The organism is Mesorhizobium sp. P2_D5, from assembly GCF_056404355.1.
This window is the reverse complement of sequence record NZ_JBFUEE010000002.1, coordinates 1,260,788-1,274,487: the sequence shown is the minus strand read 5'-3', so window position 1 is coordinate 1,274,487 and position 13,700 is coordinate 1,260,788. Positions and strand designations below refer to the sequence as shown.

Here is a 13,700-nt window from a genome sequence, read left to right as displayed (position 1 = left end):
CCGCCGGCGGGGGCCGCAGCAAGACATGCATGAACTCTGGCGTCGGTTCTGCCGCGACAAACGCGGCAACTATGCTCTTATGACGGTCGTTGCGCTGGTTCCGCTGATGGGCGGCCTGGCGATGGCGGTCGACTACACCGAGATGAACCGTGAAAAGCAGACGGTGTTGAATGCGCTCGATGCCGCCAACTTCGCCACGGCGCGACGGCTGACGGAAGGTGCGACCGACGACCAGTTGAGAGCCTATGCGCTCGATTTCTTCAACGCCAACCTCAACAGCGTTGATCCCGCCAACACGACGCTCAATGTCACCTTGCCGAGCAACGCCAGCGGCGGCGGCTTGCTCAAGATGAGCGCGCGGCTTGACTACAAGCCTTATTTCTTTCCTGCCTTCGGCCAGCTCATCGGCAAATCCCAAACCGACGCAAACCAGAAGATCAGCTTCGACGTCAACTCGGAAGTGCGGCTGAAGAACACGCTGGAAGTTGCCCTGGTACTCGACAATTCCGGATCGATGACCACGACCGGAACTGGCTCGGGGCAAAGGCGCATCGATCTTCTCAAAACTGCGGCCAAGCAGCTTGTCGACACGCTGGCCCTGCAAGCGGCAATGATCAAGCAGGTGGACAGGCCGGTGCAATTCGGCCTCGTGCCCTTTGCTGCCTCGGTCAATGTCGGTGCCAGCAATGGCAACGCATCGTGGATGGACACCGAAGGCCTGTCGCCGGTATCGAACGAGAACTTCGACTGGTCGACGCTCAACACGGCCAACAAATACGCCCAGCAGACCAGCGGCATCTGGTACAAGCGCGGCTCCGGATGGGGTGCCGACGAAGGCCAGATGCTGACCCGGTTTTCGCTCTACCGCGACATGAAGGTCGTCACCAACCACGAGCGCGTCACCAACAGCAAACGCGTGGTGTGCGACGAGTACAACTCGAACAACACCTGCAAACGAAGCCACGACGAGTATGACTACATCGATTCCTATGGCCCGTTCGCCAGTTGGCAAGGCTGCGTCGAAGCCCGGCCCTACCCCTACAATGTCAACGACGCGCCGCCGTCCGGCGGCTCGTCGAACACCGGCATGGGGGTCGGCGATCCGGCGACGATGTTCGTGCCGATGTTCGCTCCGGACGAACCCGGCAATCATTGGAAGCTCACCCAGGATCCCGATGAGGCCATGCCGACGACCTATGGCGCCGTGAACAGCTGGTGGAATGACGACCCGACGAGCAGCACCGGCCAATCCCGGCTGCGCAACATGGCCAAATATTTCCAGCCGCGGCCGATCGATGCGCCGGCGCTGCCGGCCGGAAACGGCCCGAACTACAGCTGCACCACCAACCCGATCACACCGCTGACCGATGTCAGCGTCACCGACGGACTGACCTCGATCAAGGCCGCGATCGACCTGATGCAGCCGAATGGCGGCACCAGCGTTCCCGAGGGCATGGCCTGGGGCTGGCGGGTGGTCTCAAGCGGCGAGCCGTTCACGCAAGGACGCCCGGAAACAGAAAGAGGCAACGACAAGGTCGTGATCGTGCTGACCGACGGCGCCAACACCTACTACACGCCTGCGTCGCTCGGCTATTCCGATCCCGCCGATTCGAAGTCGACCTACGCGTCCTACGGCTATCTCAACCCCGGCTACAACGGTACCTCGGTCGGCCGCATGTTTCTGGGGACATCGAGCGCCATCGGCCAGTTCGACTACTCGAACGGCAACTACACGAGCGCGCTCAACGAGCAGATGGCGACGCTTTGCAACAACGCCAAGGCAGCCAACATCATGGTGATGACGGTGGCGCTCGACTTGTCCACGACCAAAACCAGCGATCAGGCGGCGATCGCGGCGCTGAAATCTTGCTCGTCGAACTCGCGCTTCCGCAAGCACCCGACGGATCCGAGCAAGCCGGCCAAGCTGTTCTGGAACGCCACTGGCGCGACCTTGTCGAACGATTTCAAGGAAATCGGCAACGAATTGTCGAACCTGCGCGTCGTCAGCTGATCCGGAGGCACTGGCAGCCATCTGGCGCAACGGCTGGCAGCGCCATGCCCTTGCGGACGCCTGCCGGTGCGGGCAGATATTGGCCGCTCGCTTCCGCACCGGGGTGCGCAGGGGAACGAACAGATGCCCGAAACCGCCAACCATCTCGCCTTTGCGCTGGTCTGCCTCGGCATGGTGCTGACGCCGGGCCCCAACATGATCTACCTGATCTCGCGTTCCCTGTCGCAAGGGCCAAAGGCGGGGCTGATCTCACTTGGCGGCGTCGCGCTCGGCTTTGTCTTCTATGTGCTGGCGGCGGCATTCGGCATCACCGCGCTGCTGCTTGCCGTGCCCTATGCCTATGACGCGCTGCGCTTTGCCGGCGTGCTCTATCTCCTGTGGCTGGCCTGGCAAGCTGTGAAGCCGGGGGGACGCTCGCCGTTCCAGGTGCGCGAGCTGCCGCGGGACCGGCCGCGCAAGCTGTTCGCCATGGGCCTGATGACCAACCTGCTCAATCCGAAGGTGGCCGTGCTCTATCTGTCGCTGCTGCCGCAGTTCATCAGCCTGGACAAAGGCCATGTCCTGTCGCAGCTGCTGGTGCTCGGTGCGACACAGATATCGATCAGCCTCAGCGTCAATGCCATCATCGCGGTGACAGCGGGCTCGATAGCCACCTTCCTCGCCGGCCGGCCGCTATGGCTGGTCATCCAGCGCTGGATGATGGGCACCGTGCTGATGGCCCTCGCGCTGAAGATGGCGACAGACGCACAGCGCTGAGAGTGGTTCCTTACATCGGCCGCCGGATTTTCTGCGCCCGCTCCGGCTCGACCACCTTGCGGTAGAGATGCCAGGTGGCATGGCCGAGCACCGGCATGACCACGGCGAGCCCGGCAAACAGCGGGATCGAGCCGATCACCAGCAGCACGGCGACCATCAACCCCCACAGCGCCATCTGCAGCGGGTTTGCCATCACCGCGCGCGCCGAGGTCTCGATGGCCGAAACAGCGCCGACATCGCGGTCGAGCAACAGCGGGAAGGCAACCACAGTGGTGGCGAGCACGACAACGGCGAAGACAAAACCGGCGGCATTGCCGGCGAGGATCAGAGTCCAGCCCTTGCCGGTCGTCAGCACCTCGCGGACAAAGTCACCGATCGATGCCGGCGGCTGGTCGCCGAACAGGCCGGTGTAGATCGACTGCGCGGTGTAGAGCCACAACAGGAACAGCGCCACCAGCATGATACCGATCGCCGCGATCGACGGTATTGCCGGCGAGTGACGCACATCGAGGGCATGCCGCCAGGAGGTGTTCATGCCGAGTTCGCGGCGGCGGCTGATCTCGTAAAGACCGATGGCGGCAAACGGGCCGACCAGCGCGAAACCTGACATCAGGGGATAGATGAGCTGGATGGCATTGGCGCCGGACGTCCATCGCGTCAGGATCAGGCCGACAACGGGGTAGATCAGGCACAGGAACACGTAGTGCGATGGTTTTGCCCAGAAATCCTCGGCGCCGAGGCGCAGCGCATCCCTGAGATCCGCTGTGGTGATGCTGCGCACCGTGGGCTGTACGTGCGCCCCGTGTGCGTCCGCCATGACATGAAAGCCGGCCATAACCTTCCTCCCGTGTGTCGGGGACGGTCACCGCCCGGATGGCCGCCCGCAGCTGCCACTAGTAGATGTAGCACCATAGCCGATTTGCCAGGGGTTGTCGCCGCGTCAATAGCTTGAAGCTGCTCCTCGTGCTCATCTCTCGCTGTCACCTCTCATATGGCCGTGCGTTGGCAGGCTTTCGTTTTGGTCGGCCATCTTGCTGCATTTAAGCATTACAAATTTTAGTAATTACTGAAATAGCGCGTAGAGACCCTTGGCGTATCACTTGGGCTTTACAGGTTTTGGCGAGGGGCGATGTTCGTATTGAAGGGCTTCTGGTCTTCGGAGCGCGGCAACTTTGCCATGGCGACCGCCATAGCAATGCTGCCGATAATGCTTGTCGTGGCCGGCACCATCGATCTGACAGGCACGAGCGACGACGCCGCGCAATTGCAGAATTCGCTGGACGCGGCTGGACTTGCCGTCGGCACAAAGTACCTACCCAGCATGACCGCGAGTGATGTGCAGGACCTTGGGCTGGCATTCTTTACGGCCAATATGAGCGTCGCCGACCAGCAGGAGTATTCGGGCAGTGTCTCCGCCTTTTCGGCAAGCGCCAGCGGCGACCCGAGTGCCTATTACATCTCGGTTTCGTCCAGCATCAACCGTCCGAGCTTCATCAATGGCGCGGCCCCCTGGCCAGCCCACCGCTCGGCCACGGTCAAGATGAATCCCGGCGCGCAGGCCTGTGTGCTGGCGCTCGATCCACATGCGTCGGCCGCCGTGAGCCTGCAGGGCTCGACCGATGTCTCTATGAGCAGTTGCGTGATCGCGGCAAACTCGGATGCGCCCGATGCTGCCAGCTTAGGTGGTTCGGCGCAGGTGTCGGCGGGCTGCGTCTCGACCGTCGGCGGCACTTCCGGACTTTCGCCGCCCAACGCCAATCTTACCTGCGGTGCGCCGCTCGAACATCAATATGCGTCGTTCGATCCACTGGCGGACGTCGTCCCACCCCCCTACACATTGTGCCTGCCCGTGCCGAACGGCAAAACCTACACGCTGTCGCCCGGCACGTATTGCGACAAGACCTTGTCGGGAAACATCACGCTCAATCCAGGTGTCTACATCCTGCGCGGCACCACCATAAAGCCGGGCGGCAACGGCAGCCTGAACGGCCAAGGCGTGACCATATTCCTCATGGAGGGCGCACAGACCTACATAAATGCAAATGAAATGGTGAACCTTTCCCCTCCCACCAGCGGTCCATACGCTGGCATTACCATTTTCGAGAGTCATGGCAACACTTCGGCCTTGACGCTGAATGGCGGCGCAAATTCCGTGATCAGCGGGTTCGTCTATGCGCCCGACGCGCCCATTTCCTTTGCCGGCAACTCAGATATGAGCGGTCAAGGCGACTGCCTGAGGCTTGTTGGCCTGACCGTGCAGATGACCGGCAACTCATCCATCAAGACCGACTGCACAGCCGTGCTTGGAAATCGCGAGATGTATGCAAGCCGCCTCATCACCCTGGTGAAATGAGCGGGCAACTGCCGTTTCGATTCCAGATTTCCACCGCCCTGCCCGGCAAAAGCCATGATCGCGACTATCTCAGGCAGGCATGACCACTTCGGGAATCGAACACGACGAGATCGCGAACCTGAACAGGCGCAAATGGCTCAAGGCAGTCGGCCTTGCCGCCCTGGCCGGGCTCGCCGCCTGTAGCACCGTTTCGCTGCCGACCGGCGAAGGCGCCGGCGTCTCCTCGTCCGCCACCGGCACACTGGCCAGCATCCGCGCCTCGGCGGCGGGGCTTCCGCCCTTGGTTGCCGACCCGCAACTCGAGCAGGCCGCCCTGCAGCAGGCCGGCTATATGGCGCAGCGTGGCCGCATGAGCCACACCACCGGCTGGGGCAAGGATTTCGCCTCGCGCGTCAAGGACAATCGCATTGACGGCGCCGCGGCCGAGAACATTGCCGAGGGCCGCTTCGACCAGCAGAAGCTGTTCGACATATGGGCGCATTCGCCCGGGCACCGGCGCAACATGCTCGACCCGCGCTTCACCCGCTTTGGCCTCGCCTATGTGCGCGACGGCCGCGACGGCGCCCTGCGCTACTGGAGCCTAGTGCTCGGAAGGTAAGGCGGCACTCCCCGATAGGTCGTCGCCTTGAATTTCGAGGGCGACGATCTAGTCCATGTGTGCGGCTGGTGCGCCACCGGCCGGCGCCTGCTTTGGCTTGCGCAGCAGGAAAACAAACGGAATGGAAATTAGCGTCATCACCATGAGTATTTTGAAGTCATTGACGTAGGAGATCATCATCGCCTGCAGATTGACCATGCGATCCACCTCCGAAAGCGCCATTGGATCGCCGCTCGCGGCCGCCGGCGATACCGCCCACAGATTGGGGTTGAACGGATTGATGAAGGCCGAAAGCTCGGTGTGATTGACCTGCGTGTTGCGCACCATCAGAACAGTCACGACAGAAACGCCGATGGACGAGCCAAGATTGCGCACCAGGCTGAACAAGGCCGTGGCATCGGTGCGGAAGCGCACGTCAAGCGTCGCGAAGGCCACGGTCGAAAGCGGCACGAACACCATTCCCATTCCCAGGCCCTGGATGACGCCGGAGCTGATGATCAGCCAGTTGTCCATCTGAGGCGTGAAGCTGGACATGGTGTAGAGTGATTGCGCGGTCAGCAGAAAGCCGATGACGACCAGGATCCTGGCGTCGATCTTGCTCATGATCCGCCCGACGACGAGCATCGAAATCATCGTGCCGATACCACGTGGCCCAAGGACAACGCCAATGGTGATGGTCGGATAGCCGAAGATGGTCGATAGCATTGGCGGCAGCAGCGACATGCTCGCCAGGATGAGCACACCCATGACGAAGATGAACGCCAGCCCGGTGACGAAATTGCGGTCGAGGAATATCTTGGGATCGATGAAGGGATGTTCGGCCGTCACCGTGTGGATGATGAACACCCAGAAGCCGGTCAGCGAAAGACCAAGCTCGATCCAGATCTCATTCGAGGAAAACCAGTCGACCTCGCCGCCCCGATCGAGCAGCAGCTGCAGCGCGCCGACCCCAAGCGATATCATGGCGAAGCCGAAGAAATCGAAACCGCGTACCCGCCGGGCAACAGCCGGCAAATAGGCGGCCATGCCGAGGAAGGCGACAATGCCGACCGGCAGGTTGATGAAGAACACCCAGCGCCAGTTGAAATTCTCGGTCAGCCAGCCACCGAGCGTCGGGCCCAGAATTGGCCCGAGCATGATGCCGGCGCCCCAGATGGCCATCGCCTGGCCGTGGCGTTCCCTGGGGTTGATGTCGAGCAGGAAGGTCTGCGACAACGGCACGATCGCGGCGCCGAACACGCCTTGCATCAGCCGGAAGAACACTATGCTCTCCAGGCTCCAGGCGATGCCGCACAGCATCGAGAACACGGTGAAGCCGACCACCGCCGTCAGGAACAGTTCCTTGCGGCCGAAGCGGTCGGCCAGCCAGCCGGTGACCGGCGTCATGATGGCGGCGGCAACGATGTAGGACGTCAGCACCCAGTTGATGTTGTCCGGCGAGGCGCCGAGATCGCCGGTCATGGTCGGCAGCGCAACGTTGGCGATCGTCGTGTCGAGCGCCTGCATGATCGTCGCCAGCATGAGCGCGACCGTGATCAGGCCACGATGCGGCACTTCTTTGAAGGGTTCGGGCGTGCTCATGATGCGGAACTTCCGGCAGGTAACAAAATCGTGTAGAACAGGTTTCCGGGCGGCATGGCCTTCCGTTGAGAGACCCTCATTCGCGGTGGGACGCGATGGTCGATGTGGGGGTTACATCGACCGAAAGTCTCTGATGAGCGGATGCCTGCCGCCCGGAAACATGAGGACCGAGGGGTCCGTGTGGAAGATTTCAGATTCTGGTCCATCCGCGACGCGGCTCCAACCAAACGCTGGTTCTTTCCACTCCTCCATCAGACCAATCCTGCTACCGGCTTGCACCCGCTTGGTTCCCCACGGGCTTGCGCCGATATTACTCCGCCGCCTAGCCCGCCGTAGCGTGGCCGAATATGGCGGGAAACCCGCGGGCAACGCCGGTGTCGACGGTAACGGTCGCGCTCATGCCGGTGCGCAACGCCATCTTGGCGTCGGCATCGGTCAGTTCCAGGCGCACCGGAATGCGCTGCGTGACCTTGACCCAGTTGCCTGTCGCATTCTGGGCCGGCAGCAGGGAGAATTCGGCTCCCGTGCCGGCGCCGATTGCCTTGACCGTCGCCTCGAAGGTTCTGCCCGGATAGGTGTCGACCATGATCTCGGCCTTCTGGCCGGGCTTCATGTGGGTCAGCTGGGTTTCCTTGAAATTGGCGTCGATCCAGGTGTCGCCGGTCTCGACCAGCGAAAACAGCGGTGTGCCGGAGCCGACATACTGACCGACCTTGAACGACGAGGCCTGGCTGACGACGCCGTCGGCCGGCGCCTTGACTGTGGTCTGCGCCAGATCGTAGGCCGCCTTGTCGCGCGCGGCGAGCGCGGCCATCACGGTCGGGTGCTTGTCGGTCTCGATGTCTGGATTGCCGCCAAGGGCTGCCTTGGCGCTGATGATGCCTTGCTCGGCAACGGCCAGCTGCTGCTTTGCCTTGTCGAGATCGTTCTTGGCCTGGTCGAGCGATGACTTGGCGTTGATGCCCTTCTGGGCAAGGTCGGCGGCACGGTCGAACTGGGACTGGGCGAAGTCGACCTCACTGGCATCGGACCTTTGCTGTGCCATCGACTGGCCATAGGCCGCGCGCAGCTGCTCGACATTGAGACGCGCGCCCGCCACTGCGGCGTCGGCCTGGGCCAGCGCGATCCGGTAGGGCTCCGGGTCAATGGCAAACAGCACATCGCCCTGCTTGACCAGCTGGTTATCGGCGATGTCGACCTGAACGATGCGACCGGCCGTGTCGGAAGCGATCGACACCTTGGCCTGCTGCAGATTGGCGTTTTCCGTCTCCTGGTAGCGGCCGCCGGTGACCCAGACGTAACCGCCGCCGATAGCCAGCACCGCAGGCAGCGCAACCATCAGCAGGGAGCGGCCCAGCCGGCGCTTCTTCTTCACCGGCGCCGGGGCCGGCTGCATCGGAGGAGCAACCGCCACCGGGGCCGCGGCCGGCTGCGCCGGCGCGTCCATTTCCAGCTCGGTCACCTTCTCGTCTATCTTGGCTACCGCGTTCATGCTGCTGCGCCTTCTGCACTCTTCACTTTTTCAACGGACGGCGTCTCGTCGTCAGTCAGGTTGCGGACCATCGCCTCAAGTCCCTCGATCAGGACGCGACGGGCTTCCGGTTTCACGCCGACCAGCGATTCTTCATAGACTTCTCCCGCAATGCTCTTGATCACGGCGTAGGCGTCGCTCGCCTTGGGCGTCAGGAAGATCATGCGGACACGGCGATCGGCTGCGTCGGGGCGGCGCTCGATCCAGCCCCCCTCCTCCATGCGGTCAACCAGGCGCGAAACGCTGATCGGCTCGATTTCAAGAAGTTCGGCCAGCCGCGCCTGCGCGACACCATCTTCCTTGGCAACGCGGACCAGAAGCCGCCATTGCGCCGAAGAAAGCCCCAAGCCACTGGCCCTCGCCTCGAAGCGCTTGCGCATCAGGCGCTGCACGTCGTGGATCAAGAAGCCCAATCTGTCTATGCCATCAGAAACCATGAGCGGCATATATAATAAGCGTGCTTATTATTCAAGATGCCGGGTTGCACCAGAAACCGGCAAATGTGCATGACGGCCGTGCTTCGCAATCATGGTTAGTGGGTGGTGAACGTCTGGTCGGTGGCCATGGCAGTCGGCACCACCGCGTCCACCACATCAGGATGTGCGCGCTAGAGAGGCGCCGCTTCGTGCCGCTGGTCGAGTGTGACAGATTGATGTACAGCCGCTGTCAGGATCGGGGGATCAACGAAATGCCGACGCTCTACGCTCTCAAGCCAGCCTTCCAGGGAAGGCTGCGGCCGCTGGTCAATCGGCTGGCGGCGATCGGGGTCACAGCAAACAGCATAACCATCCTTGCCGCCCTGATGTCGATCGCGGCCGGGACGGCCATCGCGATCTTGCATGAATGGCGCTCGCTGCTGCTCGTTCCCGTCGTGATGTTCGTGCGAATGGCGCTGAACGCCGTCGATGGCATGCTGGCGCGGGAACACGGGCAGGCTTCGACGCTCGGCATGTATCTGAACGAGCTTTGCGACGTCGTTTCGGACCTTGCGCTGATCCTGCCGTTCGCCGTCTTTCCACAGTTCAGCCCATGGGGCGTCGTCGCCTTCGCCCTCACCGCTGTGCTGACCGAATTCGCCGGCGTGCTCGGCATCGCTGCCGGGATCGGGCGCAATTATGCCGGGCCGTTCGGCAAGAGCGACAGGGCGCTGGCGCTTGGCGTGGTCGCAGTGTTGTGCGCCGCCGGACTCTGGCCGGCTTCCATTGCGCCGCTTGTGTTTCCTGCCATGGCAACGCTTTCACTGTTGACCGCCATAAACCGGATACGCGCTGGCCTTATTGGCAGCGCCAGCTAAGCATCGAGGCTTCGCCATGCCGCCCGAGGGAGAGACCATGATGCACGAACCGATCGCCGCGGAAAGCCTTGAGCGGCAAGCGCAAGAGCGTGTCTTCCGCAGCCATGACGGGACGGAGATCTTCTACCGCTTCTGGCCGGCAGCTTCCGCCAATGCCAAGGGCGCGGTGGTGCTCTTCCACCGCGGCCACGAGCATGGCGGTCGCATGGCCCATCTCGTCGACGAATTGCGGATGCCGGACCACGCCTTCTATGCCTGGGATGCCCGCGGCAATGGCCGCTCGTCCGGCGAGCGCGGCTATGCCCCTTCCTTCTCGGCCCTGGTGCGCGACATCGACTGTTTCATGCGCGAGATCGCCGCCCGGGATGGCTTCGCCACGCAGGATATTGCACTGATCGCGCAATCCTTCGGCGCCGTGCTCACTGCGGCCTGGGTGCACGACTATGCACCGAAGCTGCGTGCCATGGTGCTGGCTTCACCAGCCTTTTCGGTCAAGCTCTACGTGCCCTTCGCCAAGGAAGGCATCGCGCTCTGGCAGAACATCAAGGGCCGCTTCTTCGTCAATTCCTACGTCAAGGCGAAGTTCCTGACCCATGATCCCGTGCGCATCGCCTCCTTCGAGAGCGATCCCCTGATCACGCGGCCGATCGCCTCCAACATCCTGGTCGAACTCTACCAGCACGCGGCACGCATCGTTGCGGACGCCCGCGCCATCACCGTGCCGACGCAGCTTCTGCTTTCCGGCAGCGACTGGGTGGTGCGCCACGGCCCGCAGCACGCGTTTTTCGTCAATCTCGGCAGCCGCACAAAGGAACGCCACGTGTTGCCGGGTTTCTTCCACGACACGCTGGGCGAACGCGACCGGGCGCAGGCCCTCGACCTGATCCGGCCGTTCCTAGAAAAGCAGTTCGCCTCGCCGGATGCGCCTGTCGACCTGAAGCAGGCTGATATCGCCGGGTACACGCGCGATGAGGCCGACAGGCTTGCGTCGCCGCTCGACCTCTTGTCGCCGAAGGGCCTCTATTGGGCATTCAGCCGTGCCTCCATCCTCATGGGCGCCTGGGTCTCGTCGGGCATGAAGGCGGGCGTCACCACCGGCTTCGATTCCGGCTCGACGCTGGATTATGTCTACGAGAACGACGCGCGGGGTCTTACGCCGCTTGGCCGCTTCGTCGACCGCATCTTCCTGGAAGCCATCGGCTGGCGCGGCATCCGCCAGCGCAAGCTGCATCTCGAAGAGCTGATCGGCTCTTGCCTGGCGACGCTCAAGGCCACTGGACGGCCAGCGCACATTCTCGACATCGCCGCCGGCCATGGCCGCTATGTTCTCGACGCCATCGTGAAGAGCCCCGAACAGCCGGCGAGCGTGCGCCTGCAGGATTACTCCGACCTCAATGTCCAGCTTGGCCGCAAGCTGATCGCCGAGCGGCAATTGCCGGCGAGCGTCTCGTTTCAGCGCGCGGACGCTTTCGACGCCGACATGCTCGCCTCGATCGATCCGGCGCCCGACCTCGCCATCGTTTCCGGCCTCTACGAACTGTTCTCGGACAACGCGATGATCGCCCGCTCGCTCGGTGGATTGGCCAGCGCCATGCAGCCGGGGAGCCTGTTGCTCTACACCAACCAGCCCTGGCATCCGCAGCTTGAGATGATCGCCCGCAGCCTGACCTCGCATCGCGGCGGCCAGGCCTGGGTGATGCGCCGGCGCACGCAAGGCGAGATGGACCAGCTCGTCGAAGCCGCCGGTTTCGACAAGCTCGAGCAGCGCATCGACCAATGGGGAATCTTCACCGTCTCGGTCGCACGGCGCCGCTGAACAGGATGGCGTCATCGCTTGCATCCACGGTGCGCGCAGAACCTTATGGCCGGGTGGTCGTCAGGGCAGCCCTTTGGCTGGCCTTCCTGGCGCCGTTCTTCTACCTCAGCTACGGCTTCGCCAACTGGCTGTCGTCGCGGCGCGACGACGTCGGCAGCATCGTGTTCGCCTGGGAGCACAGCATCCCCTTCCTCGCCTGGACCATCGTGCCCTACTGGTCGATCAACCTGTTCTACGGCCTGTCGCTGCTGCTCAACGACAGCAGGCAAGGAGTCGACCGCCTGGCCGGGCGCTATCTCACCGCGCAGATCGTCGCCGTTGCCTGTTTCATCCTGTTCCCGCTAACGCTGACGTTCGTGCGGCCTGCAACGAGCGGCCTGCCGGGCTTCCTGTTTGCCGTGCTTGGCGGTTTCGACAAACCGTTCAACCAGGCGCCCTCGCTGCACATCGCCCTGCTGGTGATCATCTGGGATCACTGGCGCCACCGGCTCGGCGGCCTCCTCCTGCCGCTCTGGCATGGCTGGTGCTTCCTGATCGGCGCCTCGGTGCTGACGACCTGGCAACATCATTTCATCGACATCCCGACCGGCGCGCTGCTCGGGTTTTTTGCCCTGTGGCTGTTTCCGCGCGCCGGCGAGTTGCCGTTTTCAGGCGCCCGGCTGACCAGCGATACCAAGGCGCGCCGGTTGGCGCTGTTCTATGCGCTGGGGGCCGTCCTTGCGCTGGCCGGAGCCGCGCTTGGCGCCTTCTTTTTCGCCACGGCACTCATCCTGCTTTGGCCGGCATTGGCGCTGGCCATCGTCGCCTTCGGCTATGCCGGGGCCGGCGCAAAGGTGTTCCAGAAAACTGCGGAAGGTCATGTGTCCCTGGCAAGCCGCGTCCTGCTTTGGCCCTACCGGCTGGGCGCTGGGGTGAATGCCGCGATTTGGACGCGTAAGCTCCCGCCGTTCGTGGCCGTCAGCGACGGTGTGTTTCTCGGCCGCTTTCCGACGGCAAGCGAGGCCAGCGGCTTCGGCACCGTGATCGACCTCGCCGCCGAACTTGAAAAGCCGGCGGCCGCAGATTGCCGCTGGATCAGCTTTCCGATGATCGACCTGTTGCCGCCGCCCGTGACGATGCTTGAGCAGGCAGCCAGTGCGCTGGAGAGCGCGCGCCGCGACGGCACGGTGCTGGTCTGCTGCGCGCTCGGTTTCCAGCGCAGCGCTGGCGTTGTCGCCGAATGGCTGGTGGCAACCGGCAGGGCCAGGACGCCGACGCTTGCCCGCGAGATGCTGATGGCCACCGGCCGGCCGGTTCGTCTTGCCGAGGCCAAGGAGCGGGCGGCGTCATGACGGGCAGTGCCGAACAGGAACGCGCCGGTCGCTTCGCCCGCACGCTGATGCAGCAGGCCGCATGGCCAGCCGCGACTGTCGTGGCCGCAAATATCCTTGCGCCTTTGGCTGCTTCGGCACGCGGTGCCTTTGAGACCTTGCCCGCGGCTATCGCGCTGTCGGTCACAGCCGCGAGCGCGGTTGCCGTGCTGGCGCTGTCGGCGCTCCTGGTGTTCGACGCGCTGTTGTTCCGGCTGATGGCCAGTCACGATGACGAGGCTTCCGGTGGTGCCGCGGTGGATGACATACTGGCGCGCATGCGCCTGAAACCCTCCCCGTCGACGACACGCCCGCTCGATGACCGCATGGCCGGCACCCGCCGCTTGCTCTTCAAACAGCGCGCCGCGCTCGCCCTGTTTGCCGCAGCGCTTCTGGCGGCGGGGTTTTAGG

Annotated in this window: 12 protein-coding genes; 8 read left to right on the top strand and 4 right to left on the bottom strand. The window is 63.4% G+C overall.

The features are described 5' to 3' along the window. Positions 1 to 25: 25 nt before the first annotated feature. Positions 26 to 2,011, top strand: a complete 1,986-nt coding sequence (locus tag AC1DYW_RS12920) for a TadE/TadG family type IV pilus assembly protein (RefSeq protein ID WP_477226378.1) — start codon at positions 26 to 28, stop codon at positions 2,009 to 2,011. 123 nt (positions 2,012 to 2,134) lie between these two features. Beyond that, positions 2,135 to 2,767, top strand: coding sequence for a LysE family translocator (locus AC1DYW_RS12915; protein WP_095086701.1), 633 nt, complete (start codon positions 2,135 to 2,137; stop codon positions 2,765 to 2,767). Positions 2,768 to 2,777: 10 nt separating this feature from the next. Here the strand turns inward: AC1DYW_RS12915 and AC1DYW_RS12910 are convergent, their stop codons facing one another. Further along, positions 2,778 to 3,602: a DUF2189 domain-containing protein gene (locus tag AC1DYW_RS12910; protein ID WP_477226377.1), complete on the bottom strand. Its 825-nt coding sequence runs from the start codon at positions 3,600 to 3,602 to the stop codon at positions 2,778 to 2,780. A 294-nt stretch (positions 3,603 to 3,896) separates the two neighbouring features. Here AC1DYW_RS12910 and AC1DYW_RS12905 point away from each other — a divergent pair, with 294 nt between their 5' ends. Together AC1DYW_RS12905 and AC1DYW_RS12900 are read left to right on the top strand one after the other, a co-directional pair. Beyond that, positions 3,897 to 5,120, top strand: a complete 1,224-nt coding sequence (locus tag AC1DYW_RS12905; RefSeq protein ID WP_477226376.1) for a TadE/TadG family type IV pilus assembly protein — start codon at positions 3,897 to 3,899, stop codon at positions 5,118 to 5,120. 79 nt (positions 5,121 to 5,199) lie between these two features. Then, on the top strand, positions 5,200 to 5,718 hold the full coding sequence (locus AC1DYW_RS12900) for a CAP domain-containing protein (RefSeq protein ID WP_477226375.1): 519 nt from the start codon (positions 5,200 to 5,202) through the stop codon (positions 5,716 to 5,718). A gap of 48 nt (positions 5,719 to 5,766) precedes the next feature. Here AC1DYW_RS12900 and AC1DYW_RS12895 read toward each other — a convergent pair whose 3' ends face one another. The 3 genes from AC1DYW_RS12895 to AC1DYW_RS12885 all read right to left on the bottom strand — a co-directional run bounded on the left by AC1DYW_RS12895 (position 5,767) and on the right by AC1DYW_RS12885 (position 9,267). Next, positions 5,767 to 7,299, bottom strand: a complete 1,533-nt coding sequence (locus tag AC1DYW_RS12895) for a DHA2 family efflux MFS transporter permease subunit (protein WP_457151775.1) — start codon at positions 7,297 to 7,299, stop codon at positions 5,767 to 5,769. Between the two features lie 322 nt (positions 7,300 to 7,621). Continuing rightward, the gene (locus tag AC1DYW_RS12890; protein ID WP_477226374.1) at positions 7,622 to 8,791 is read right to left on the bottom strand and encodes an HlyD family secretion protein; all 1,170 of its coding nucleotides are present in this window, start codon (positions 8,789 to 8,791) and stop codon (positions 7,622 to 7,624) included. Continuing rightward, positions 8,788 to 9,267: a MarR family winged helix-turn-helix transcriptional regulator gene (locus AC1DYW_RS12885; RefSeq protein ID WP_457151787.1), complete on the bottom strand. Its 480-nt coding sequence runs from the start codon at positions 9,265 to 9,267 to the stop codon at positions 8,788 to 8,790. Before AC1DYW_RS12885 ends, AC1DYW_RS12890 begins: the two co-directional genes overlap by 4 nt. A gap of 251 nt (positions 9,268 to 9,518) precedes the next feature. Here AC1DYW_RS12885 and AC1DYW_RS12880 point away from each other — a divergent pair, with 251 nt between their 5' ends. Genes AC1DYW_RS12880 through AC1DYW_RS12865 form a run of 4 tightly spaced genes read left to right on the top strand, consistent with a single transcriptional unit; the run spans position 9,519 to position 13,699 of the window. Beyond that, positions 9,519 to 10,124, top strand: a complete 606-nt coding sequence (locus tag AC1DYW_RS12880; RefSeq protein ID WP_457151777.1) for a CDP-alcohol phosphatidyltransferase family protein — start codon at positions 9,519 to 9,521, stop codon at positions 10,122 to 10,124. 37 nt (positions 10,125 to 10,161) lie between these two features. Next, positions 10,162 to 11,940 (top strand): bifunctional alpha/beta hydrolase/class I SAM-dependent methyltransferase, encoded by a 1,779-nt coding sequence (locus AC1DYW_RS12875; RefSeq protein WP_477226373.1) that lies wholly within the window; start codon positions 10,162 to 10,164, stop codon positions 11,938 to 11,940. Between the two features lie 5 nt (positions 11,941 to 11,945). After that, positions 11,946 to 13,271 (top strand): phosphatase PAP2/dual specificity phosphatase family protein, encoded by a 1,326-nt coding sequence (locus AC1DYW_RS12870; protein ID WP_477226372.1) that lies wholly within the window; start codon positions 11,946 to 11,948, stop codon positions 13,269 to 13,271. After that, the gene (locus AC1DYW_RS12865) at positions 13,268 to 13,699 is read left to right on the top strand and encodes a hypothetical protein (protein ID WP_477226371.1); all 432 of its coding nucleotides are present in this window, start codon (positions 13,268 to 13,270) and stop codon (positions 13,697 to 13,699) included. Before AC1DYW_RS12870 ends, AC1DYW_RS12865 begins: the two co-directional genes overlap by 4 nt. Position 13,700: the final 1 nt, after the last annotated feature.